The sequence below is a fragment of the Micrococcales bacterium genome (assembly GCA_016703125.1).
Lineage (GTDB): Bacteria > Actinomycetota > Actinomycetes > S36-B12 > UBA10799 > JADKAV01.
Genome location: JADJCR010000004.1, coordinates 1 through 21,587, shown reverse-complemented (window position 1 = coordinate 21,587; position 21,587 = coordinate 1). Strand labels below are relative to the sequence as shown.

The 21,587-nt window shown below is 68.3% G+C and carries 21 protein-coding genes and 5 pseudogenes; 13 read left to right on the top strand and 13 right to left on the bottom strand.

All coding sequences use genetic code 11. The annotated features are described in order from the left end of the window. Window positions 1-33: 33 nt before the first annotated feature. Entirely contained in the window at window positions 34-441 is a 408-nt protein-coding gene (arr, locus tag IPG68_06805) for an NAD(+)--rifampin ADP-ribosyltransferase (protein ID MBK6762985.1), read from the bottom strand. Window positions 442-478: 37 nt separating this feature from the next. Here arr and IPG68_06800 point away from each other — a divergent pair, with 37 nt between their 5' ends. Continuing rightward, on the top strand, window positions 479-820 hold the full coding sequence (locus tag IPG68_06800) for a DUF2200 domain-containing protein (protein ID MBK6762984.1): 342 nt from the start codon (window positions 479-481) through the stop codon (window positions 818-820). A 4-nt stretch (window positions 821-824) separates the two neighbouring features. Here the strand turns inward: IPG68_06800 and IPG68_06795 are convergent, their stop codons facing one another. Together IPG68_06795 and IPG68_06790 are read right to left on the bottom strand one after the other, a co-directional pair. Then, on the bottom strand, window positions 825-1,640 hold the full coding sequence (locus tag IPG68_06795; GenBank protein ID MBK6762983.1) for a hypothetical protein: 816 nt from the start codon (window positions 1,638-1,640) through the stop codon (window positions 825-827). A gap of 2 nt (window positions 1,641-1,642) precedes the next feature. Next, on the bottom strand, window positions 1,643-2,131 hold the full coding sequence (locus tag IPG68_06790; GenBank protein MBK6762982.1) for a hypothetical protein: 489 nt from the start codon (window positions 2,129-2,131) through the stop codon (window positions 1,643-1,645). A 108-nt stretch (window positions 2,132-2,239) separates the two neighbouring features. On the opposite strand from IPG68_06790, the gene IPG68_06785 reads away from it, so the two are divergent. Then, the gene (locus tag IPG68_06785; GenBank protein ID MBK6762981.1) at window positions 2,240-2,680 is read left to right on the top strand and encodes a VOC family protein; all 441 of its coding nucleotides are present in this window, start codon (window positions 2,240-2,242) and stop codon (window positions 2,678-2,680) included. Window positions 2,681-2,692: 12 nt separating this feature from the next. Here the strand turns inward: IPG68_06785 and IPG68_06780 are convergent, their stop codons facing one another. Genes IPG68_06780 through IPG68_06770 form a run of 3 tightly spaced genes read right to left on the bottom strand, consistent with a single transcriptional unit; the run spans window position 2,693 to window position 4,104 of the window. Beyond that, entirely contained in the window at window positions 2,693-3,472 is a 780-nt protein-coding gene (locus IPG68_06780) for an alpha/beta hydrolase (protein ID MBK6762980.1), read from the bottom strand. Between the two features lie 24 nt (window positions 3,473-3,496). Beyond that, on the bottom strand, window positions 3,497-3,862 hold the full coding sequence (locus tag IPG68_06775) for a PIN domain-containing protein (protein ID MBK6762979.1): 366 nt from the start codon (window positions 3,860-3,862) through the stop codon (window positions 3,497-3,499). Continuing rightward, complete coding sequence (locus tag IPG68_06770; protein ID MBK6762978.1) at window positions 3,859-4,104, bottom strand: AbrB/MazE/SpoVT family DNA-binding domain-containing protein; 246 nt, start codon at window positions 4,102-4,104, stop codon at window positions 3,859-3,861. Before IPG68_06770 ends, IPG68_06775 begins: the two co-directional genes overlap by 4 nt. 263 nt (window positions 4,105-4,367) lie before the next feature. Between IPG68_06770 and IPG68_06765 the strand changes: the two are divergent. From IPG68_06765 to IPG68_06755, 3 genes and pseudogenes are all read left to right on the top strand, one after another. Further along, a pseudogene (locus IPG68_06765) lies at window positions 4,368-4,597 on the top strand (ribbon-helix-helix protein, CopG family). After that, on the top strand, window positions 4,584-4,934 hold the full coding sequence (locus IPG68_06760) for a type II toxin-antitoxin system PemK/MazF family toxin (GenBank protein MBK6762977.1): 351 nt from the start codon (window positions 4,584-4,586) through the stop codon (window positions 4,932-4,934). The pseudogene IPG68_06765 and the gene IPG68_06760 overlap by 14 nt, the downstream one beginning before the upstream one ends. Window positions 4,935-5,182: 248 nt before the next feature. Further along, complete coding sequence (locus tag IPG68_06755) at window positions 5,183-5,587, top strand: hypothetical protein (GenBank protein MBK6762976.1); 405 nt, start codon at window positions 5,183-5,185, stop codon at window positions 5,585-5,587. A 21-nt stretch (window positions 5,588-5,608) separates the two neighbouring features. On the opposite strand, the gene IPG68_06750 is transcribed toward IPG68_06755, so the two are convergent. Together IPG68_06750 and IPG68_06745 are read right to left on the bottom strand one after the other, a co-directional pair. Further along, complete coding sequence (locus tag IPG68_06750) at window positions 5,609-5,866, bottom strand: hypothetical protein (GenBank protein ID MBK6762975.1); 258 nt, start codon at window positions 5,864-5,866, stop codon at window positions 5,609-5,611. Window positions 5,867-6,008: 142 nt separating this feature from the next. Next, on the bottom strand, window positions 6,009-7,133 hold the full coding sequence (locus tag IPG68_06745; protein MBK6762974.1) for a beta-lactamase family protein: 1,125 nt from the start codon (window positions 7,131-7,133) through the stop codon (window positions 6,009-6,011). Window positions 7,134-7,402: 269 nt separating this feature from the next. Here IPG68_06745 and IPG68_06740 point away from each other — a divergent pair. The 3 genes and pseudogenes from IPG68_06740 (at window position 7,403) to IPG68_06730 (ending at window position 10,173) form a co-directional block, all read left to right on the top strand. Next, window positions 7,403-9,157 (top strand): annotated as a pseudogene (locus IPG68_06740) (DUF2075 domain-containing protein). Further along, entirely contained in the window at window positions 9,147-9,482 is a 336-nt protein-coding gene (locus IPG68_06735) for a nucleotide pyrophosphohydrolase (protein MBK6762973.1), read from the top strand. Before IPG68_06740 ends, IPG68_06735 begins: the two are co-directional and overlap by 11 nt. Continuing rightward, window positions 9,460-10,173 carry a hypothetical protein gene (locus IPG68_06730; protein MBK6762972.1) on the top strand — a complete coding sequence of 238 codons (714 nt, stop codon included), beginning with the start codon at window positions 9,460-9,462 and terminating at the stop codon, window positions 10,171-10,173. The genes IPG68_06735 and IPG68_06730 overlap by 23 nt, the downstream gene beginning before the upstream one ends. Before the next feature lie 5 nt (window positions 10,174-10,178). On the opposite strand, the gene IPG68_06725 is transcribed toward IPG68_06730, so the two are convergent. Then, the gene (locus IPG68_06725; GenBank protein ID MBK6762971.1) at window positions 10,179-11,255 is read right to left on the bottom strand and encodes an NAD/NADP octopine/nopaline dehydrogenase family protein; all 1,077 of its coding nucleotides are present in this window, start codon (window positions 11,253-11,255) and stop codon (window positions 10,179-10,181) included. 72 nt (window positions 11,256-11,327) lie between these two features. Between IPG68_06725 and IPG68_06720 the strand changes: the two are divergent. Both IPG68_06720 and IPG68_06715 read left to right on the top strand, forming a co-directional pair. After that, window positions 11,328-12,408, top strand: a pseudogene (locus IPG68_06720) (NADH:flavin oxidoreductase). 61 nt (window positions 12,409-12,469) lie between these two features. Beyond that, window positions 12,470-13,699, top strand: a complete 1,230-nt coding sequence (locus IPG68_06715; protein ID MBK6762970.1) for a DUF1298 domain-containing protein — start codon at window positions 12,470-12,472, stop codon at window positions 13,697-13,699. A gap of 328 nt (window positions 13,700-14,027) precedes the next feature. Here IPG68_06715 and IPG68_06710 read toward each other — a convergent pair whose 3' ends face one another. The 4 genes and pseudogenes from IPG68_06710 to IPG68_06695 all read right to left on the bottom strand — a co-directional run bounded on the left by IPG68_06710 (window position 14,028) and on the right by IPG68_06695 (window position 18,138). Then, window positions 14,028-14,372 carry a penicillin acylase family protein gene (locus IPG68_06710; protein ID MBK6762969.1) on the bottom strand — a complete coding sequence of 115 codons (345 nt, stop codon included), beginning with the start codon at window positions 14,370-14,372 and terminating at the stop codon, window positions 14,028-14,030. A 258-nt stretch (window positions 14,373-14,630) separates the two neighbouring features. Then, complete coding sequence (locus IPG68_06705) at window positions 14,631-16,178, bottom strand: penicillin acylase family protein (protein ID MBK6762968.1); 1,548 nt, start codon at window positions 16,176-16,178, stop codon at window positions 14,631-14,633. An 846-nt stretch (window positions 16,179-17,024) separates the two neighbouring features. Next, window positions 17,025-17,109 (bottom strand): annotated as a pseudogene (locus IPG68_06700) (HNH endonuclease). Window positions 17,110-17,154: 45 nt separating this feature from the next. Beyond that, window positions 17,155-18,138: pseudogene (locus IPG68_06695) on the bottom strand (DUF222 domain-containing protein). Window positions 18,139-18,229: 91 nt separating this feature from the next. Here IPG68_06695 and IPG68_06690 point away from each other — a divergent pair. The 3 genes from IPG68_06690 to IPG68_06680 all read left to right on the top strand — a co-directional run bounded on the left by IPG68_06690 (window position 18,230) and on the right by IPG68_06680 (window position 21,554). Further along, a complete protein-coding gene (locus tag IPG68_06690) occupies window positions 18,230-19,171 on the top strand; it encodes a plasmid pRiA4b ORF-3 family protein (protein MBK6762967.1) in 942 nt (313 codons plus the stop codon). A 225-nt stretch (window positions 19,172-19,396) separates the two neighbouring features. Beyond that, window positions 19,397-20,383, top strand: a complete 987-nt coding sequence (locus tag IPG68_06685; GenBank protein MBK6762966.1) for a hypothetical protein — start codon at window positions 19,397-19,399, stop codon at window positions 20,381-20,383. Window positions 20,384-21,308: 925 nt separating this feature from the next. Beyond that, window positions 21,309-21,554: a hypothetical protein gene (locus tag IPG68_06680; GenBank protein ID MBK6762965.1), complete on the top strand. Its 246-nt coding sequence runs from the start codon at window positions 21,309-21,311 to the stop codon at window positions 21,552-21,554. The last annotated feature ends 33 nt before the right edge of the window (window positions 21,555-21,587 follow it).

Below are 21,587 nucleotides of genomic sequence, written 5' to 3'. Positions count from 1 at the left end.
CGGTACTCCCATCATGCGCAGGGGGTATGACATTCACTCGTTGATGGCTTCGACCCCTTGGGCCTTGAGCTCGGCGAGGCGGTCGAGCATGTGCTGAAGGACCTCTGGCGGGTGGGGTTCCCAGTCGCTGACCTCGCCGACGATGCGCAGGGGGTGCCGCGTGCGGTAGGACCGAGTGGGGTTGCCCGGGAACTTCTTGTCGGTCAGGTTGGGGTCGTCCTCGAACGGCCCGGTCGGCTCGACCTGGTAGATCCGGCCGGGCTGGTCGCCGTTGGAGAGTTCGGCTCCCCAGATCGCCGCGTCGAGGGTGGCGGTCATGTAGACGAAGTTCGCTGTGCGTCCCTCGCCGAAGTTGGAGTCGAAACCGGGCGTGAGCAGGTGCCCGGGTTCGAGGTCGGCCTTCGTGCCGTGGAAGAAGGGGCCGGGATCGGGGTTCTGCATGCGGTTCCTTTCTGCTGGCTGCCTTAGATAATGAGGCATGAGTCGCATCTTCACGACCAGTTTCTCCTCGGTCTACCCGCTGTACGTGGCGAAGGCCGAGCGCAAGGGCCGGACCCAGGCCGAAGTGGACGAGGTCATCGAGTGGCTGACCGGGTTCGACGGCGCGCAGCTGAACCGCCACCTGGAGGCGGGTACGACGTTCGAGGACTTCTTCGCCGATGCCCGCCTCAACCCCGACGCGTCGTTGATCACCGGGTCCGTCTGCGGGGTGCGGGTCGAGAACGTCGACGATCCGTTGATGCAGAAGATCCGCTACCTCGACAAGTTGGTCGACGAACTGGCGAAGGGCCGGCCCATGGCGAAGATCCTGCGCGGGTGACGGGTCAGTCCCGCCACCTCGGGTGCGGTTTCGATAGCCGGCGGATGAGTTCCTTGCGTTTCATGCGGTCGACCTTGCGCTTCCCCCAGGTGAGGGAGCCGATCTTCCGCAACTGACTCGTGGTCATCTCGCGGAGCTTGCTCTTCGGCCAGCCGGCATTCACCGTGTTGCCGCGGGGTCTGGTCGGGGGAAACACGGGCGCGGTGGGTGGCTCCTCCGGCGGGGTGAGCTGCCCGGTCGTCCACATGGCGAAGACGTCGCGGAAGACGTCGTGCTCGCATTCGTGGTCCAGGTCCGGGAAGGCACATTGGGTCAGTCGGCCCGCGACGACCTGCTCCAGCGGGACGTAGCAGCACTCCGCGAGCAGCCCGTGCAGGAGATCGGCCGTGGGCCACTCCGCGACTGCAGCCGGTTCGACGCCCGCCTGCTCGTAGATGTCGAGCAGGTCGCTGCGGGTCCAGCGGGCTTCGTCCTGAACCTGGGCCTCGGGGTTGAAGCGCAGCGCCCGGTCCATGGCGTCGACCATCGGCCACGCGGGGTCGTCGGCTCCCACCAGACTCGCCGCAGTTGCGGGCGCGATCTGCAGGAGCACGGCCCACGGATCCCGATCCGGGCCCACGCCGTGGAAACCGCCGCAACTGAACGGCAGGAGTGACTGCAGGAAGTCGCACTCCACACTGCCGTCCTGATCGCGGCCCAACTGCACCTGCGTGGCGAGCACGACGACGTCCGCTTCTGCTGCGGTGGCGGCCCGGGCGGTGAACATCCCGGTCATGCGCGATCCCGGCTCGAACCAGAACGTATCGAAGAGGTGCGCCATGTTCAGCTCCAATCACTCGGCGGTTCGAGGACGGCGGCCGGGTCGTCATCGATGCTCTCCAGAACCCGCACATCCAGGCCCGCCTGGGCCAGTGCCGACCGCGACGTCTGGAACTCGACGCCGGCGATGTCGGGGTCGTCCGACTCCGGGTCCTGTGCAATGGTCACGAGCAGTTCGATCACACCCGCCGAGCTGGAAACCGCTCGGCAATTCAGCGTCGACGGCCCGTCGCTGAACTCCGGAACCGTGTCCTCCGGCGCCACGTCGCTCGCAGCGGCCAGGAAGAACTCCGACAGTCGCTGCGAGAACCCGGCCGTGACCTCGCGGCCGAGGAACTGCGTGAAACTGACCCGGTCCAGGATCCCGATGTCGACACCGAGCGCGGGGCCGGCTGGGTCGTCCAGCACGATGCATGAACGCAGGAACAGCGCCGCGCCGCCGAACCCCGGCAGGCGGAAAGTCCCCGGCCGCGCGGTTGGTTGCATGCTCATGGTTCCCCCTCGTGCCTTGGCTTCCCCCTGCCCTCTCATTGTCCGACGGGGGTATGACACGCGTGAGTGCTCAGATCCTCGGCTGGGTGCCGCCTTAGGCTCACAGGCATGGCACTTCTGCGAATGGACAACGTCGCCGTGGTCGTGGCGGACCTCGACGCGGCGATCGGCTTCTTCGCCGAACTGGGCATGGAATTGGAGGGTCGGAGCTGGATCGAGGGCGTATGGGCGGACCGCACGGTGGGCTTGAACGGGGTACGCAGCGAGATCGCCTTGCTACGCACGCCGGATGGCCACGGCCGGCTGGAGTTGACGCAGTACCACGCCCCGGCGGCGGTTGAACCACATCCGCTCAACGCCGCGTCGAACACCCTCGGCCTGCACCGCATCATGTTCGCGGTGGACGACATCGATGACACGATCGCGCGCCTCAACGCCCACGGCGGCGAGGTGGTCGACGAGGTGGCCCAATACGAGGACATGTACCGCCTCTGCTACATGCGCGGGCCCTCCGGAATCCTGCTGGCCCTGGCCGAGCAGATCGGCTGAGGCGCACGGCCGTCAGCCGACGAACCCAGCGATGGTCTCCGCGATCTCGGCGGCGTGCGTCTTCTGCACGTTGTGGCCCCCGTCCGGGAACTGCAGGCGGGGGCCTGGAGGCACACAATCGGCGAGGGCCTGGAAGGTTGCTGCCGAGATGGCAGGGTCGTCCTGCGCCCAGGCCACCATGGTCGGGGCGCGCATTCCGGCAAGGTTGGCGCGGTGCTCGGAGAAGTTGAACGCCGCAGCGTCCAGCAGCGCGAAAGCGCGCTCGTCGTCGGTCAGGTACCGAGGGAAGCCCTGCATCGTGTACAGACGACGGATCACTGGCGCCAAGAGGGAGCGGACCCCCGACAGCCGCAGGGGCGCAGCGAGCAGATGCAGGACCGGTTCGGCGAAGTTGGCGGTCGGCCCGGTCGCGGAGATCATGACGCATGCCGATACCCGTTCCGGCTGATGGCGGGCGATGTGCGCCACTACTCCGCCACCGGCGGAGTGGCCCACGAGCGCGACCGGCCAGACGTCGAGTTCGTCGATCACGCGGGTCACCGCATCAGCGCGCTCGGGGGTTGTCATCCCCGCCCACCTCGATCGAGGGGTGGCTCCGTACCCCGGGGGATCGACGCGGATCACGCGGTACCGGTCGGTGAGCGCGGGAGCGAGCCACCGGAAGTCCCGCCCGCTGCCCGGCAGACCCGGAACGGCAACGATTGTCACGTCGCCGCTGCCCTCATCGGTATAGGCCAGTTCCCCGTCGACGAATCGCGCTGGCGGATCACTGGGCTTGAGGATCGGTGGCATGGGTCCCACGGTAGGGGCCGGCCCTCACCGGATCTGACGGATCCCCTCGGCCTCACCCCAGGCCCGGTCGGCCGTGAGAGCCTCCTCGCCGACCCGGTGGGCGAGGGCCAGGCACAGCCGGTCGCCGAGTGACAGGCCCTCGCCCTTGCGCCACCTGCGCGCCGCCCACTCCGCGTCCTCGACCTCGACCGGTTCGAGTGCCAGGCGGTACGACACAAGCAGCGCGCGGGCAAGGTCCCAGTCGCCAGCCGCGGACATGACCTTCTGGGCAACCTCGCTCCAGTTCGCGGTGCCGCAACGTGCGCCCGCTTCGAGGGCTGACTCGACCTCGTCGGCACCCTGCTCGCCGCCGAGGAATGCCAGCAGGGCTGAGGCGTCCAGCACGGTCACGCAACATCCTCGGCGGCCGCTGCGGTCCTTCTGTCGGCGAGCAACTGGGTCACCAGATCCTTGCCTTCCAGCCCGGCCCGGACCAGATCACGCAACTGCTCGCGGGTCAGCAGCAGCAGGCCGTGGGGGGTTTCGACGAACACCACCGGTCGGCCATCGTGCAGGCCAGCCCGTTCGCGGAGTTCGACGGGAACCACCAAGCGCCCCCGGTCTCCCATCGTCGCTACGTGTGTCCCACTCATTCGACGAATGTACCATTGCTCTCCCATATGTGGGAATCTCGACGAGCGATGGATCAACGCCCGCGCACGGTGGGGACTCGGTGATGGTCCCGGTGGGGGTGATGCGCCCGATCCGGTGGCCGGTGTACTCGGTGAACCACAAGTTGCCGTCCGGCCCGGCCGCGTTACCCACCGGACCAGCACCCGCGCAGGGCATTGTCGAACATGCGGGGTCATCGGAAACCTTGGTAGCACTTCAGGTAATACCTTGGTAGTATTCACGTGTGAAGTTGAGTATCAGTCTTCCTGATGAAGACGTCGCGATCCTTGACCGCTTCGCCAAAGACGCGGGGTTGGAATCGAGGTCCGCCGCCGTCCAGCACGCGATCCGCATGCTGGGACGCACAGACTCGAACCCGATTACGCCACCGCGTGGGATGAGTGGGAGGCCTCGGGCGACTTCACAGCCTGGGAGTCAACATCTGGCGATGGGCTGGTGGATGCTCCGAGGTGAGATCCGGCTCGTCGACCTGGATCCGGTGCAGGGCAGCGAAGCCAACAAGCGTCGCCCTGCGGTGGTGGTGAGCAACGATCGAGCCAATGCCAGCGCTTCCCAAAGAGGACGCGGTGTTGTGACAGTGGTTCCGCTCAGCAGCAACATCTCCCGAGTGCTGCCGTTCCAAGTGCTCCTTGCATCGGAGGAGACGGCTCTTCCTGTGGATTCGAAGGCCGCAAGCGAGAACAAATCCGCTCGGTGTGGGGTGGGTCGTCTCGGTGGCGTGATCGGGCGGGTTCCGCCTCGGCTGATGGCTGCCATCGACGATGCCCTGCGATTGCATCTCCAGTTGTAAGGTGAGGCGGCTGGGGGGCAGCCGACTGGAGGTGATCACGCCTCCTGCCAACACGCTGGGGCTGGACACGATCGACTTCACCGCCGCCTTTCCTGCGCCGCCAGGCCGGGATCATCGTCGCCTTTTGGCTGAACAGTCCGGCTCGGTGGCAGGCTGATCGCGGAGCGGAGATACGCTCAGGCTCATGAAGATCGGGATTGTTGCGGGTATAGCAGTGGCGGCTCTGGCACTGACGAGTTGTGGAGCCGATGACAGCCAGATCGCGGACGTGGCGAAGTCAGGCGGCGAAGCGCGCCGCGGCATGTGGGGTTCAGAGCCAGGCCAGCGAGGCAGTCGACTCGCTCACCGGACCTGTGTGTGACGGGCTCGACCAGGCGGACCAGAGCCTGGCGTCGCTGGCAGAAGGGAAGGCGGCAACGGTGGGGGAGGCAAAGCAGCAGGTCGCCGAAGCGAAGTCCAACCTCGATCAGGCGGCCCAAGACGCTCCGGCCGCGTCGCAGGCCGTGCTCTCCGGTGTTTCGACAGCTCTGGACGGGCTGGCGCAGTCGCTGGCCTCGCTGAAGGATGACTCCGAGGTGCCCGAGTCCATCGCAACTGCGTCGGAGACCATCGAGTCGACGATCTCGCAGGCGCAGGATTCCCTGGGCTGTTAGTCAGATGCTGCCAGGCCCAGATCACCCGATGACGGTGTCGAAGTACGTGTCCGGGTACGGCTGGCCGTCCAGGGTGTAGTGCCACCATTCCTCCGGCAGGTTGGTGAAGCCGGACGCCGTCAACCTGGCTGACGAGACGTGAGTGTGGGGCATCCCGTGCACGGTGTACGACGACCTCCACGGAGGCACCCTGCTCTCCCTCATCTCGGGGGTCCTGTGGGGTCCGCTGGCGATCATCGCCTTCATCACGGGGCTCGTCCTGCTCGTCAGGGAGGGCATGGCCGCACCTCGCACGAGTTGACGGACGCCTGGGTCAGGAGGCGGGCGCAACCTCGTACCCCACTAGTTCTGGCAGCTCCCGCACCACGGCTGCGGCCATCGCGTCGGGGACGAGGCCGGTGTCCGGGCTTCGCCGTCCTGGTTACTCTGCACGACGAGAACGGCCCTGGTGCGGGAAGTACCCCAGGTACCCGGTCGCGCCCAGCACCCGCCCGTTGTGCCAGATCGCCACGATGTCACCGGTGGCGTCCTCGCGATACGTCATGGTCCCCAGGCAGTAGGCCGCGGTGATGCCGTCTCGGCTGACGACATCGATGCAGTGCGCGAACCGCTCGCGCTGCGTCTTGCGGGGTAGTACGCCCTTGCCGGTTCCCAGGGCGGTGCCCCAGTGCCGCATGTCCCGCAAGGTGGACCGCAGGGCACCCGCGGCTCCCACGAGGGACAGCGACCAATCGGTGGTGCGCAGCAGTCTCCGTTTACCGTGCATCTCGCCGAAGAGCAGCGAGTAACTCTGAGCGTAGGGCCGCTGGGGATCGACCTTGAAATCGAGCAAGCTGCGGGTCATTCCGACTTCGTCCAGAACGCGGCGCTTCATCAGCACGGGTAGCGACCGGCCGGTGACCTTAGTGAGGATCCTGCCTAGCATGACGGTGTTGGTGTTCGAGTAGGAGAACTGCGAGCCGGGCACGTCGAAGGTGCGTGGCATCCGCGCGGCGCCCCAGATCTGGGTGGCGGGCTTCCAGGTGCGCTTGGGGTTCTTGCGCAGTTGCTTGCTGAGTGCGGGGAGGTTTCCGTTGACGTAGTCGGCGATCCCGCTGGACATGTTCAGCAGCATCGCCACGGTGATCTCGTCGCCCTTCGGGAACGTCGGGAACCACTTGGCGACAAGGTCGTCGAGGGCGATCCGTCCGCGCTGGACCTCTTGGAGCACGAGGGTGCCGGTCAGGGTCTTGGTGATCGAACCGACGGGCATCTGAAGTCCTGGGCGCAGCGGCTGGCTCCGGGCGATGTCGGCCTCGCCGACCGCCCCGACCCACATCCCTTTGCCCGGCACCCAGAGGCCGGCGAGCGCGCCAGCCGGCAGCCCGCCCTGGCTGGTGGTGAGTGCGGCCGCGAGCGCATCGACCTGGCGGTTGCTGAGCCCCTTCGTGCGGACGGTGACAGTGTCCTTGTCGGCAGGCCGGTCGACCGGCGCAGCAGTCGCGTTGCCGAGGCCGGGGAGAAGGAGAGCCAGTGCCGTCAGAGATCCGATGGTCATTTTGCGCATGTGCGCAGGCTATGTGCCCGGAGTTGGGGCGTTCCTGTTCGCGGACGTGTGGCCCACGTACCCGCTAGCCTGGATCCCGTCAGGTTGCGGCCCGACGGGCTTCCTCGCCGACCGGCAGGACACGCCCCCACCCGCACGAGTTGTCTTCGTGTGCCCGGGGGTTGTCCGTGCCGTTGTTGCGGTCGTCGGCGGAGTTGCTGTTGGAGCAACTCCTCGCCAACCGCGCGGTCCCCCGATTGACCCGGCAGTTCACCTTCGATGTGGGTCACATGCCCTCGTCCGGTGAGGTGCGCTCCTGGGAGTCCTCGCTGCCCGTCATCATGGGTGACCTGCGCGATGCGGGGCTGGATGACCTGGAGGTACTCGTCGAGCACCGGCTCCCGCTGTCGAGCAAGCGGACCGACGTCATCCTGTGCGGGCAGCATCCGCGCACGGGGGATCCCAATTATCTCGTGGTTGAGTTGAAGCAGTGGGCGCGGGCGCAGGCCGACCCGGAGGACGTCGAACTGGTGCGCGTCGACGCGTACGGCGACCGGCCGGTCCTGCACCCTGGCCGGCAGGTTCAGAACTACGTCGACTACATGGTCGACTTCGTGCGGGCGCTCGACGCGAACCCTGATGCGGTCAAGGGAGCGGCCTACCTGCACAACGCCGCCGAGAGCGGTGTCGCGTCGCTGAGACTCCGGCCGGAGACCGGGCCAGCAGACTGTTCACCGCGGATGACCGCGGGCGCTGGCTGGACTACTTGCGTGCCCAGTTCGCGCCGGACTCGGGCGCGACCGCGGCGGATGCGCTCCTGTCGTCTGCGGTCGCGCCGAGTAAGCAACTCATGAAGTTGGCCGCTCAGGAGATCCAGCATCAGGAACAGTTCGTCCTGCTTGACGAACAGGAGGTCGCCTACCGGCTGGTCCTCAACGCCGTGCAGAAAGCCGTTCGCGACGATCACAAGAGCGTGGTCATCGTGACCGGCGGACCTGGCAGCGGTAAGAGCGTCATCGCACTGTCGCTGCTGGGTGAGCTCTACCGACGTCGCCGGACAGCCGAGCACGCGACCGGATCGAAGGCGTTCACCGAGACGCTGCGCAAGGTGGCGGGTGCTCGCAACAAGCGGGTCCAGGAGTTGTTCGGGTGCTTCAACCAATTCGCCCACGATGAGCCGAACTCGCTGGACGTGCTCATCCTGACGAAGCGCACCGCCTCCGGGAGAGCAGCAACTTCCGCTTCACACCCAGGGCAAGCGGTCCAAGCCGCAGGTGCAGGAGCTGCTGGACGTGGCGCGGGTGCCGGTCTTCCTGCTGGACGAGCACCAGGTCGTGCGTCCCGGTGAGATCGGCACGGTCGCCGCGATTCGCGAGGCTGCGCAGGCGCGCGGACTCGAGGTGCAGATGGTCGAACTCGATGCGCAGTTCCGGTCCGGAGGCTCGAGGCTCTACGAGGAGTGGGTTCTCCGGCTCCTGGGGCTCGTCGACGGCGGCCCGGTGGATTGGACCGGGGACGAGAACTACGAGGTGCGCATCACCGACAGCCCGTGGGAGATGGAGGAGATCCTGGCCACCCGCGACGCGGGGGGTTACGGGGCGCGTATGAGCGCGGGGTTCTGCTGGCCGTGGTCGGACGCGCAACGTGGGGAGCCGCTGGCTCCGGACCTACGGATCGGTGAGTGGGCCAGGCCCTGGAACAACAAGGAGGAGCGCAGACACGAGGGTGCGCCGGCGCGGTCGTTGTGGGCCACGGAGGACGGCGGGTTCGGTCAGGTTGGTTGCGTCTACACGGCCCAGGGCTTCGAATACGACTGGTCGGGGGTGATCCTCGGCCCGGACCTGGTCTGGCGGGGCGGGCGTTTCGTCTCCGATGTTCGGGCGTCGAAGGATCCGGCCTTCCGGGGCAGGAGTGCCGCCGACTTCGACACCTTCGTGCGCAACGTCTACAAGGTGTTGTTGACGCGAGGGATGGTGGGCACGGTGATCTACTCGACCGACCCTGAGACGCGGGAGATGCTGAAGGGCTTGATGCATGACGCTTGACGAGTTGATTGCGACCCTGCGCGCGTTCGCGGCTGAACGCGATTGGGACCAGTTCCACACTCCGAAGAACTTGGCTATGGCCGTCGCGGGCGAGGCAGGGGAACTCGTCGCCGAATTGCAGTGGCTGACACCGGAGGAGTCGGTGGCCCTGCAGGGGGAGGACCTGGCGGCGGTTTCCGATGAGATGGCGGACGTGCTGATCTACCTGTGTCGGCTGGCTGACGTCCTCGGTGTGGACCTGCTCGCCGCTGCGGAGGAGAAGGTCGTCCGCAACCGCGAGCGATACAGCCTCGAGCGGGCGCGTGGCAATGCCGAGAAGTGGTGAGGATCTGCCGCTCGCGGCAGGATCGGGATGTGGGCATCACCGGCGCCATCACCGGGCTGACCGGCGAGATCGGTACCGCGGCCGTGGCGGCTCCCCGCCCGGGCAGGCTCGTCTACACCTCATCGGTAGCGCTTACGGCTACCACCGCGACAACCCCCGACCGCTCACCGAGGACATCCCGGCGCGCGGGACGGCACAGCACTACTACTCCGAACAGAAGGCTCAGCTCGAGAAACCCTTGGATGAGACGACCGCGGGTTCACCATTACAGGTGCACGTGCTCCGGCCTTGCATCGTGGTCGGGCCGCGGGCGACGGCTCTGGCGCGAGCGATGCCGTGGAACCCCATGGGGCAGCCGGTCAGTGGGATCGTGCGATCCGTACGCCATGCCGTGCCGGTGGCCCGACCGGCTCTCCCCGACCCGGGAGTCGCGGTGCAGTTGGTCCACCACGACGACGTCGCCTCGGCGATCTCCGCGATGGTCGTGGGCCAGGGCCCCCACGCAGCGGCCCTGGCGGCCTCCGATCTACTGGCCCGCGTTCCCCGGTTGCCGTGGCAGGCCGAGTGGATACACGTTGCGAGGGCTCCCGTGGTGATGGACACGAGCAAGGCCAAGCAGGAACTCGGTTGGCGCCCGCAGTACACGAGCGCCCAGGCTCTGGCGGCGATGGCCGCGGTGGTGGGGGACTGAGAGATTCAGACCGCTTCGCGCAGTTGCGCAGCGCTCAACCCCGCCAGGCCCAGGCCGGACATCGTCCGGGCCCGTTCCGCCGCGTAGTCGCGACCGGTCACGATACTGCTCACCGTCAGCAACGCGTCCATCGCCGGAGTCGCGACTCCCACCTGCCGGGCGAGGTCGGTCATGAACGCCAACCCGTACCCTGCGTCCTCGTTGAAGTACCGGTGGTCGAGCTGGCCTTGCGCCTTGATCCCCTGGAAGCCAGGGGCCTGCGAGTAGCCCACGCCGTAGTCGTCGATCACCTGGTAGCCCTGTTCGATGCCGAGAACCGGGTCGCGTTTGACCGTCACACCCAGCGCCTCGGCGATGGCGACCCGCTCCACGTCGACGGCTCGGATCACCCGGCCCACGCCGTCGGTGACGCCCTCCTCGTAGAACAGAAAATCACCGCCCTGGTCGATCCGGGCCACGTTGCACAGCGAGACCGCCGGATGGATGATCGGGTTGCTGTTCTGCAGCGTCGTCTGCCAGATGCTGTCCGCGGGTTCAATCTCTGCGTGAACCGAATGCAGTAACTCGTAGACCGCGGTGGTCGCGCTGCTGGGAAGCGCTGCGACGTAGTACCCGCCCTTGAGCCGGTTGTAGACGGTCAGGTGAGCCGGTCCGGTGACGCGCACGGCGTACGGGAGCGTCGACGTCTCGGCGATCACCACTGCCTCGTCGTCCAGAGCAAGGCCGAGGGCCTGCTTGAACACGATCGCCCCTGCGCAGGAGCCCGGGCACACGACGAACACCTGGCCCGGTTCGACATATGGCTTGCAGGCTTCGGCGAACGGAGCCGTGCTGTAGGCGGGACCGACGGCGAAGACCAACTCGGCTCCCCGCATCGCCTCGCCGACGTCGTGTCCGGAGTACCTGACGGGCGCGAAACCCTCCATCTCGCCGTCGGAGGTGATGCCCCCCGCCGCGGCCACCTCGCCGATGTTGGTGTCGAACTGCTCGAAGTCGAACAGGGCCACCTCGTGTCCGGCGCGCGCCCATTCGAAGGCGATGGCCATGCCGCCGTTTCCAGAACCCAGGACTGCAACCTTCATCTGCACCTCCGTATCCTCGCCCACGGACGGCGGCCGCCGCCAGTCGTCGTCGCTGTCTCTGCGATTGACCACATGCCCAACCCCGCCGACTCATTGCGATTGACCCATGGCCCGACGTGGCGCAACTCCCTGGCGCTGGCGCCGTTGACCAACTGCCAGAGTCACGAGGACGGCACTTTGTCGGACGATGAGATCACCCGGTTGACCGCACGCGCGGAAGGTGGATTCGGACTGGTCTGGGCGGCGGCGTTCGTTGCCCCACCGGCCATGTCTGGCACGGGCAGTTGGGCGTCGCCTCCGACGAGCACCTGCCGGGACTGCGTCGCCTCGCCGAGGGTGTGCGGGCGGCGGGAGCGCAGGGCGTGCCCTCCCCCCCGGCGCCCGGCGCGAGCGGGAGATCACCGGGATGGCGGCTCAGTGCCCCTGGGACGACCCGGCCCATGACGTGGTGGCGATGACCGCCGAGAACATCGAGATCACCGTTGCGGATTTCGTGGCTGCCGGGGTGCGGGCCGAACGCGCTGGCTTCGACGGGGTCGAGGTGCACGGGGCGCACGGGTATCTGATCGGGCAGTTCCTCGACACGTCCCGAAACCACCGCACTGACGCGTACGGCGGATCGCTGGACAACCGGTTCCGGATCGTCCAGGACGTGCTCGCGGGGATCCGCGCGGCCACGGGGGAGGGCTTCCAACTGGGACTGCGGCTGTCTCCCGAGGGCTTCGGGATCCCGTTGCAGGATGGCCGGGAGTACGCCCGCCGAGCCCTGGACTCCGGGCTGCTGGACTACCTGGAACTCTCGCTGTGGGACGTGTTCATGCGACCCCGCAAGGGCGGCGAGGGTCTGCTCATCGACCACTTCGTCGATCTGCCGCGAGGGTCCACGCGGTTGGGTGTTGCGGGCAAGGTGCTCTCCACCGCGGATGCGCAGTGGTGCTTGGACAAGGGCGCGGACTTCGTCTCCGTGCGCAGTGCAGCGATCGTCCAGCATGACTTCGCCGCGCGTGCTCTGGCCGACCCGTCGTTCGCCGCACGATCCCTGCCCGTGACGGTCGAGGTCCTGCGGCAGGAGAGGGTCGGCCCGGCGTTCATTGACTACCTGATCGAGAGTTTTCCGGACGTGGTCGAGGTGGCGCGCGACGAGGCTTCGTGAGGTCCGCCCCCGATGCGTTCGTCGGTGATCCACCGCTGAGCCGAGGTCTATCGTGGAAGGCGTGGCGACGACAGGCGCACGGGTCCCGCTGAGTGCTGGGGACCTGGACGCCCTGACCATCGATGTGGGCCCCGCTCCGGGCAACCTCGCAGTGGTGCTGGAACTCCCTGACGCCACCCCCGACCAGGCAGAGCCGATCGCCGGCGTCCTCGCCGATCGAATCCGGGGCGTGCCCGCGCTGGAGCGTGCTATCCACCGGGACGGTCGTCACCTCTATTGGATCGAACAGACCCAGCAGCCCGACCAGCGGATCCGGATCCTCGACGTGCGAGGCAGCGACGCCCTGGTACATGCCGCGCAACTGCTGACGACCCGGTTGGACGTCGCCACGCCTCCTTGGACGATCAACCTGCTGGTCGACGATCACGGCATTTCAGTGGTCTTCGTCGCCCACCACGTCCTCACGGACGGGCTGCATGGGCTGGCGATCCTGGCTTCCCTCGCCGATGCCCCCGGCGATCCCGGCCCCCCGGCTGCTGACATCGCGGCCACCCGACGGCCACCCGATCACGGGAGCCCGGCTACGCGGCCCCGGCGAGGTGTTCCACGCCTCGCACCGCGCACCTCGCTCAACCGGCCGACCGGCCCCAACCGTGTCATCACCACCCACGACATCGCACTCCAACGCCTCCGCGGCGCGGCACACCGCGCAGACGCGACCATCAACGACCTCCTCCTGGTTGCCATCAGTCAGGCAGTGGCCGGCGAACTTCACCGACGGGGCGAGCACCCGCCCGGGTTGCGGGTCTGGGTGCCGGTCGCCGCCGGTTCGGCTGCCACCGATGAGGGCGGCAACACGGTGGGCGTCATGCTCGTGCCGGTCGACCTCCGGGCGGCGGTGCCGGAACGGCTCGCCCAGGTGTCCGCCTACACCAAGCGGCGAAAGCCCGGCGCGCGCCAGCCCACGAACCTCCGGGCCGCGCACTTCATCAGTCAGGCCAGCGGTCCGCTCGGACTGGCGTGGTACATGAACCAGCACCAGCGAATCGGCAACACCTCGCTGTCCACGATGCGCGGGTCCGCTGCCCGACTCCACCTGGCCGGCCATCCGATCCAACGCATCGTCCCGGCCGCGTCCCGTGCCGCCAATGTCGGGGTCTCGTTCATCGCGCTGTCCTACGCCGGCACTCTGACGATCAGCATCGTCCACGACCCCGCCCAGCTTCCGGACCCGACCCTGTTGCTTGCCGACCTCGCCGCCGCGCTGGAGGAACTCGCGCCCCGATGGTGACGGCGCCCTGTGCATGCAGCCGCGGACCAGCGCCCCTCGTCGGAGAGTTGAGCGAATCGTCTGCACGCGGGCCGTGTGGTGGGTGGCATCTACAATGGAGGTACCTGAGATGAGGTGCAAATGCCGACCCGTGTTGTGGACGCACGATGTCCACTGCGTGACGACCAGCCGTGCACCCTGTGCCATCCGGATGCCAAGAAGGTCCGCGCAGGACTGCCCGACCGTCGCGATCGTGATGGATGACGAGCAGTTGCGTGCGAACCTGGCGACGTGGCGCGCCGATCGTCGCGGGGGTCAGTAGACCCCGCACGCCACCAGGGCGCGACGGTCAGGGCCGCAGCGTCTTCAGGCGTCCGGCTCGCCAGTCGTCGAAGTCGCTGGTGTACCACCGCGACCGCACCCGGTCCGACGGCCCCCCGGCCAGGACGGTGTGCACTGACTCCTCGGCGAAGTCCGTGACGAATCTCAGGGTCGGCATGAACGAGGTCTCCGCACCCGCCGACCGGAAGAGTTGGCCCTGCTGGACCGTGCCGCGGCCACCGGCCAGCGGGAACGGACCCCGGTCGAACCCGAGACGGGCCAGCGGGGTGCCGCCGAACAGCAGGTGACGCGCAGTCGTCGGCCGGAGCTCGCCCCACGGCTGCACCGGACCGGGAAGCGTCTTCCTGGCCACCTGGGCGTAGACGTCAGCCCGTGATCGTCCGCCGAACAGGGCCGAGAGTCCTCGCGCAGCAGCACGCCGTCGAAGTTGCCCTCGAAGTCGGCGAGGATCCCGGTCTCGGTGAACAGGTAGTCGATGACCCCGGCCCCCAGAACGCCGCCGAACACCTCTTCCACCAGGCCGCGGTGCCAGCGCTCGAAGAGTGTGGCGCCCAGCGAGTCCACGACGTACGAGCAGTCCCAGTCCCGCAGGATTCGCTCGTTGTCGCTCTCACCCAGCAATGGCACCAGCACCTCGAGGTACGGGCGGGGGTGGGCCGCGACGAGGTCGAGTTGAAGGCGTCGGGTGTCCTCGACCGTCCAGGAGTCGTTGGCCTGCAGGGCCTCGGTGATCCGCACGGCTCGCGAGTCGCTCATCGGCAGGTTGATCGGGCCGCCGGCCCAAGTGGTTGAGATCGTCGTTCGCGGTCACGATGAACCCGGCCTCCGGGTCCTTCGTGCGGGGCAGGTCTTCGACCGGGGCGTAGCCGCGCCAGGCGGTGTCCGGATCCCAGGCCGGCCGCGGGGCCAGGCCAGAGTCGGGCTGGTCGCGCAAGGGCATCAGGCCTGACATCTGGTACCCGATCGAGCCGGTGCGGTCGGCCAGCACCCAGTTGAACGCCATCTCCAGCTTCCCCACGGCTGCCATACCCGCGTCCACATCCTGGGCCCGAAGTACCTCCACCATCGCGGCCATCGACGCGGCCCCGCCGTCGGCAGCGGACCAGCGGGTGGCCAGCCGCAGACCGTCCACCGTCGGGTCGCCGTCGAGAAGCCCCCGGTCGGTCTCGTGGACGGCCAGCCGCACCGGCTTGCCACGCCGTACGGCGATCTCCTCCACCCTGGTCCGGACCGGCACCCACGTCGTCTCGCCGTCGACGTCCCGGCGCACAAGGCCGTCGCGGCATTCCTCGATCCAGGAGTCGGTGGCGTCCATGAACGCGTAGGTCGGCGTCCAGGCCAGGGCGTCGGTCCGGCCCACCAGGAAGGCCGGCAGGCCAGGCATCGTCGCGGCGATCACCCAGTGCTCCGGCCAGGTACCGACGACGGTGTTCCAGATCGCGGGGAGCCGGAGTTCGAGGTGCGGGTCCCCGGACAGCACGGCACGTCCGCTGCGGGTCCGGCCCGGGCCCACGACCCAGTTGTTCGAGGCGATCGGGCGCGGCACGTACGGTGTCCAGCGCACCTCCGGAGGAACCAGCGGCTCGCCGAGATCGAGTTGTGCGACAAGTTCCTCGTCGAGGCCGGCGAGGCCGCGCGGGAACAACTCCGCCAGCAGTTCCTTCGGTACTCCGGCCCGGACCATCTGCACCAGCAGCCGCTCCATCTCCCCCTGGCTCTGGGCCAGGCCGACGAAGCCCACCAGGCGGGCGAGCACGATGCTGTCGGCAGGGGTCCACGGCTCCGGATGCCTGACGCCGAACAGCCGCAACTCCCACGGTGCCTTTCCTTGTAGGGCCCGGTTCACCCCCTCGCAGTAGGCGGCCAGCAGCACCTGGACGTCGGGTGGCAACGACGCTGCCTGCTCCACCGCGCCGAGGTGGAAGCCCAGCCGGCGGAAGGCCTTGTCGGCAGCGAGCAGCGCATCGCCCGGCAGCCGCTCGGCGAGCCGCCCCCGCCCCGCCATCCGGGTGAGCAACAACTGCAGGGCGCGGTCGGTGCCGTGCACCCACCCCAGACCCCGGTAGAGGTTGGTCTCCGAGTCCGCGTCGACATGAGGGACACCGTGGATGTCCCGGGTCACGGTCAGCCCAGGCATACTCAGCAGTTGCTTGTTCACAAGTGCACCCTAGTCACGGCCGGGGGGCCTGGAGGGCGAACTGACCGGGGAGCATCCCGGCCACACGGCAAGAGTGGGACTGGCCGTCGGGTGTAGGCCGCACAACCTTGGGCCTCGTGCCGGGCACCGACACTGCTACTGCTTGGGTCACTGGCTCAATCGTGTCCTCAGCGACCGTTCTCGGGGTTGAACGTGAACGCATACTCGCGCGGCGGATCCCACACGGTGATCCGCTGGATGAACGTCTTGCCCGATGTGGTCAGCCTCGATCCGTCACAAGGACCTGCCGACGCCTGGGGGCGGCCCGGCAGCCAGCGAACTCGTCTACACGTTGACGCTGCGCTGCCGGCCGGGCTGGTTGGCCAGGCCACTCGAGGCAGTGGCCATCCGTCTGTTCAGTCGCGAGACGTCCCGGCGCTTGCCCGCACTCAGGGACTTCCTCGGCGACCCCCCGGACGCCGCGCGGCCTGGGCCGCAGGCCGATGATCCCCCAAGACGTGATCGACAGGATCGTTGATCTGACCCTCCCGCACGCTCTGACGTTTCGGCGTCATGCGGAGGATCTCCTCGATGCACGCTGTCCTCACCGGCCGTCACCTGCCAGTTGCGAGTAGCTTCACTAGACGTTCCCGGACAGTGATCTGAGTAGGGAAGTCCTGGCGTTTCGCCTGGCAATCGTGAGGCAGGGCTCATGGCCCGCGGTCTTGTGGGTGCGGACTGCGAGGTCTGGCTCCGGGCCGCCGCGGATTAGGCGGCGGTGGTGGTATGTCGTCGGGCAGGCTGGGCGATGTGTCGGCCGGGGGTGTCGGGGTCGTCGATCAGTACGGCCCGGCCGAGGTGGACCATGCGGTGGTGGTAGGCGCAAAGCAGGACGAGATTTGACAGGTCGGTCACACCGCCTGCGCGCCAGTCGACGATGTGGGTGGGCGTGGCAGCGGCGGGCAGGTCGGGTGCAGCCGCGGTAGATGCAGTGGCCGTCGCGGCGGTGCAGGGCGGCGCGTTGGGCGCCGGTGGCGTAGCGGGTGAGCCGGCCGACGGCCAGCGGTTTCCACCCGATGCCGCAGCGCTGGCTGACCACGAGGGTGAGCCGGGCTTGGCACACGGCCAGGTCGTAGGTGGTCAGCCCGACGGGCATGCCGCTGGGGTCGAAGGTGGCGCCGAGGCCGTCGAGGTGGTCGGCGTCGGCGGTGATGGTCACGGCGGTGATGCCGGTGGTTTGGCCGTCGACGGCGGCGTCGGCGATCTCGGCGATGGCATCCGCGCGGCGTTGGGGGGCGGTGCGCGCATCGGTGGGGTCGGCCGGGGCGGCGAAGTCTTCCAGCGCCGCGGACAGCCGCTGCCCGACCTCCGGCGGCAGGTGCCCGTCGACGGCCCACCAGCCGTCCAGGGTCTGGGAGACGTTGAGGTAGCGGTGGGCGCGCAGGTCCTGGTCTTGCTGGTCGTGGTGGTCGGGTTCGAGCAGTTCGGCCATCCGGTCCACCGCGGCGCGGACCATGGCCGCGGATCCGGCCAGGGCGACCTCGAGCAGGACCGGTTCGGCTTCGGCGAGGCGGTGGGCGGGCAGTTTGGCGTGGGCGCGGGTGATGGCCGCGGCGTGCGGGTAGCTGATCAGTCCTTGTGCGAGGGCCTCGGCGGTGGTCGGGAAGGTGGTGTCCAGCAGGCGGGCGGTCTTGCGCATGGCCTGTCCTTGCCCGGGTGCCAGGCGCAGCGCGTCGGTGAGCATCGCGCCGGTGGTGGCGTGCCCGGCGAGGTGGTGGCCGCTGTCGGTGTCACACACCCCGATCATCTCCCGTGTGACCGCGGCCCGGCGTCGTTCCTCGGTGTGTAGCGCGGCGATGTCGGCGACCAGGTCGACCAGGGGAACGTCGCGGTGGTCGGCGGCCAGCAGCCCGTCCACCGACTCGGTCAGCGCGGCGAACCGCCCGGACCCGCCACCGGCCACACCACCCACTTCGAACATACGTACAGACTACGGACCAGGTACGACAACCCCAACCCTCCAGATGGAATCTGTGGACAACGGAGCGTTTCGCACCGGTGGGGGATGCCCCGTGATCGGCGGACTGGCGGTTGGCGTGTATCGGTGGCCGGTGAAGACGACGTCCGCAAGCAGTTCGAGGCGGCGGTGGCGGGCGCGGAACTCGACGAGTTGCGCAGACTCTCCGGCGTTCCCCGGTGTCGCCGGCCCCGGGCTCGGTCCGCGGCCGGAACTGCGCAAGCCCCACCGCAAGCAGCCGGTCACCTACCGCGTGACGGTCGACCTCAACGACGCCGAACCCCGCATCTGGCGCACACTGGAGTTGCGGTCCGACCTGTGCCTGGATCTCGTGCACAGCATCCTCCAGGGCGCCTTCGGCTGGAGTGACTCATGCCTGCACATGTTCGCCATCGGGGGCGGCACGTTCGACCGGGACAGTCAATTGTTCCTGTGTCCCCACGACGTGGAAGAAGGCGAGCAGGAAGGTGTCCCGGCCGCGTCGGTGAGACTCGACGAGACCCTGCAGGAGCCGGGTAGACGGGTGCGTACTGACTACGTCCACGACTACGGCGACAACTGGGACCTCACCGTGCGGCTCGACGCACTTGTGCCCGACGCCGTCGGTGGGGTCCTCGCGAAGTGCGTGGCGGGGCAGCGTGCCGCGCCCCCGGTAGAACTGCGGGGGACTGCGGCGGGCCGAGGATCCCGTCGGCCCGCCGGCCTTGAGAGGGGCGCACGGCTGAACGACCGCAACGTGTCGCACCCTTCTGTCATCATTCCGGAGAAGGGGGAGTCACATGTCAGTCACCCTGGCTCCGTACGGGCAGGACGTCTATCAGGCACTCACGAACGCTGTGGCGGAGGCCAAACAGGACGACCCGCTGGCGGAGGTCATGCTCGTCGTCCCGACCGAGGCCATCGGGACCGCCGCACGCAGATGGCTGGCGGCACACGGCCCCTCCGGTTCTCCCGGTATCGCCGGTTTGAGTATCGTGACGCTCTACCGGCTTGCTGAGCGCATCGCTGCGCAGAAGCTTGCCGGTGGGCCGCCGGCCCGTCACGGCCCCGGTTCTCGTCGGTGTGATGCGGGCGATCGTGAGCAGCACTGATACCTGTTTCTCGCCGATCGCCGACCATCCGCAGACCGCACGCGCACTGGCCGACGCGAGCGCGGAGTTGAATCGGCTGGACCCTGCTGCGCTCCCCACCCTTGCGGGCGGCCGGGAGGTCCACCGCAGAGGTGATCGTGCTGCACGAGATGGTCCGTAACCATCTGGCGTCGGGCTACTTCGATGAGGTGGAACTCATGCGGACGGCCACCGAGATGGTCGATGCTCTTGCCCCTGTGGTCTTGTTCCTGCCACACGAACTCACTCCCGCCGAGCAGCAGTTCGTATCCGCCGTTGCCGCCGTGACATCGGTGACCGCCATCGTGGGCCTGACCGGGAGTTCCGCGGACGATCGCGTGGTGCGCTCGGTGGTGGGCGCGTTGGCCGAGCATGCTGAGTCAGCACCGGTCGCGTCTCACGTCGTGGGGACGCGGGTCATCTGCACGACCGACGCCGACGACGAGGTGCGCGCAGTGCTCGGTGCGGTGGCAGACCAACTGCGCGCCGGCGTCCCGGGGCATCGCATCGGCATCGTCTACCCGACAGCCAATCCCTACGCGCGCCTGCTGCATGAGCACCTCGCCGCTGCTGGCATCGAGTGTTACGGCCGGGGCGTGAAGCCGGATGCCGAGATGGTCTACGGCCGGGCGGTACGCGGGCTGCTCGCTCTGCCCGACCGGGACTTCCGCCGCGCGGAGGTCATGTCGTCGGCTGGCCGACGCCCGCCCGGCGGGATCGACGCCCAGCGCGCCGACCGGATCTCCCGCCGTGCCGGCATCGTGTCGGGGGCCGACTGGGATCTGCGCCTCACCGACTTCGCCAGAGACCGGCGTCTACGTGCCGACAACGAGGAGGACGAGGCTACGCGCAGTGGCGCCGGCAGCAGGCCGACTTCGCCGAGGCGGTTCGCGACTTCGTGCGGGAACTGCGGGTGGGCCTCGACGGTCTCGACACGGCGGCCTCCTGGACGGAACTGGCCGACCGGTTCGATGCGCAGTGGTCCCGGCTGTTCCCGGAACCGTCCAAGGATCCGGAGCAGGCGAGGGTCTACGACAGCATCCACGGGTTCGTCCGAGGCCTGCAGGGACTCGATGAGGTCACCGACGGGCCAGCCTTGAACATTCTGCGGGAGACGCTGGAACTGGAGTTGCGCCACAGCACGAGCCGCGTCGGCAAGATCGGCACGGGTGTCATGGTCGGCCCGATCCGGGACGCGGTGGGCATGCAGTTCGACCTGCTCTGCGTCGTCGGGATGGCCGAGGGCACGCTGCCGCCGGCGACCACGGACGACCCGCTGCTCCCGGAAGCGGTGCGGGCCCGCACGGGAGGTGTCCTGCCGACCTGGCGCGACCGACAGGACCTGCAGCACCGGGACCTGCTCGCGGCGTTGTCCGGAGCGACCACGTCGGTGCTCTCGTTCCCGCGTGGGGATATCCGGTCCGGGGCGAGGAAGGTGCCCTCACGCTGGCTGCTCCCGACGCTCCAGGCGTACATGGGTCCAGACGTGCGGGCCACTACGTGGGAGGAGTTCAGCCACCCTGCGGTGGAGGTCCGTGGCTCGTACGCGGCGGGTGTCGAATCCGAGGATCCCGTGTCCGCCGTGGCGCTGCGTCAGCGGCAGGCGCTGTGCGACCCGACGCAAGTGGATCCGACGGCGCGCGCGATGATCCACGACCGCGCGGACGCCGTCTTCAGCAGGTTCACCGGTCTGGTGGGGATCAGCCGGCCTTGCCGGAGATCGGTCCAGCCCGACACGGTTGCAGAAGTGGTTCGAATGTCACTCCCACTACTTCCGGCAGTACATCCTCGGCCTTCGGGAGGAGGACGACCCGGACGAGACGGTGGAGATAGGCCCCTGGACGAGGGACCCTGCTGCACGAGGTCCTGGAGCGACTGGTCTCGAAGTGGCGTGACCCGGACTTCGGCAGCCCTGGCCGGAAGACATGGTAACCCTCTCGACGAGATCGTGGCGGAGGTGTTCAGCGAGGCGGAGAAGTCCATGCTGATCGGGCTGCACATCCCTGGGAACGCACGAAAGACAGGCTGCGCGCGGACCTTCGCGCCTGGATTTCGCGTGACGACGCACTGCGAGCCGGTCGCTGGAAGCCGCAGGCCACGGAACTGCATTTCGACAACCTCGACGTTCCGCTGCCGGACGGCACCACGCTGCGGCTGCAGGGCTCGGTCGATCGTGTCGAACATCGACGCCGCCGGCAATCTGCATGTCCTCGACTACAAGAGCGGCAAGTCGAACAAGTGACCCCTGTGCGAGGAGGGACCCACGTGTAAGGGGAGGTTCCTGCAGTTGCCGCTGTACGCGCT

Coding starts and splice junctions, on each gene's coding strand:
- IPG68_06795 (MBK6762983.1), bottom strand. CDS start 1,640: ATGGCGCACCTCTTCGATACGTTCTGGTTCGAGCCGGGATCGCGCATG.
- IPG68_06755 (MBK6762976.1), top strand. CDS start 5,183: ATGACAGCCAGATCGCGGACGTGGCGAAGTCAGGCGGCGAAGCGCGCC.
- IPG68_06800 (MBK6762984.1), top strand. CDS start 479: ATGAGTCGCATCTTCACGACCAGTTTCTCCTCGGTCTACCCGCTGTAC.
- IPG68_06735 (MBK6762973.1), top strand. CDS start 9,147: ATGACGCTTGACGAGTTGATTGCGACCCTGCGCGCGTTCGCGGCTGAA.
- IPG68_06725 (MBK6762971.1), bottom strand. CDS start 11,255: ATGAAGGTTGCAGTCCTGGGTTCTGGAAACGGCGGCATGGCCATCGCC.
- IPG68_06785 (MBK6762981.1), top strand. CDS start 2,240: ATGGCACTTCTGCGAATGGACAACGTCGCCGTGGTCGTGGCGGACCTC.
- IPG68_06770 (MBK6762978.1), bottom strand. CDS start 4,104: ATGAGTGGGACACACGTAGCGACGATGGGAGACCGGGGGCGCTTGGTG.
- IPG68_06790 (MBK6762982.1), bottom strand. CDS start 2,131: ATGAGCATGCAACCAACCGCGCGGCCGGGGACTTTCCGCCTGCCGGGG.
- IPG68_06780 (MBK6762980.1), bottom strand. CDS start 3,472: ATGCCACCGATCCTCAAGCCCAGTGATCCGCCAGCGCGATTCGTCGAC.
- arr (MBK6762985.1), bottom strand. CDS start 441: ATGCAGAACCCCGATCCCGGCCCCTTCTTCCACGGCACGAAGGCCGAC.
- IPG68_06750 (MBK6762975.1), bottom strand. CDS start 5,866: ATGCCCTCCCTGACGAGCAGGACGAGCCCCGTGATGAAGGCGATGATC.
- IPG68_06760 (MBK6762977.1), top strand. CDS start 4,584: ATGCTCCGAGGTGAGATCCGGCTCGTCGACCTGGATCCGGTGCAGGGC.
- IPG68_06745 (MBK6762974.1), bottom strand. CDS start 7,133: ATGCGCAAAATGACCATCGGATCTCTGACGGCACTGGCTCTCCTTCTC.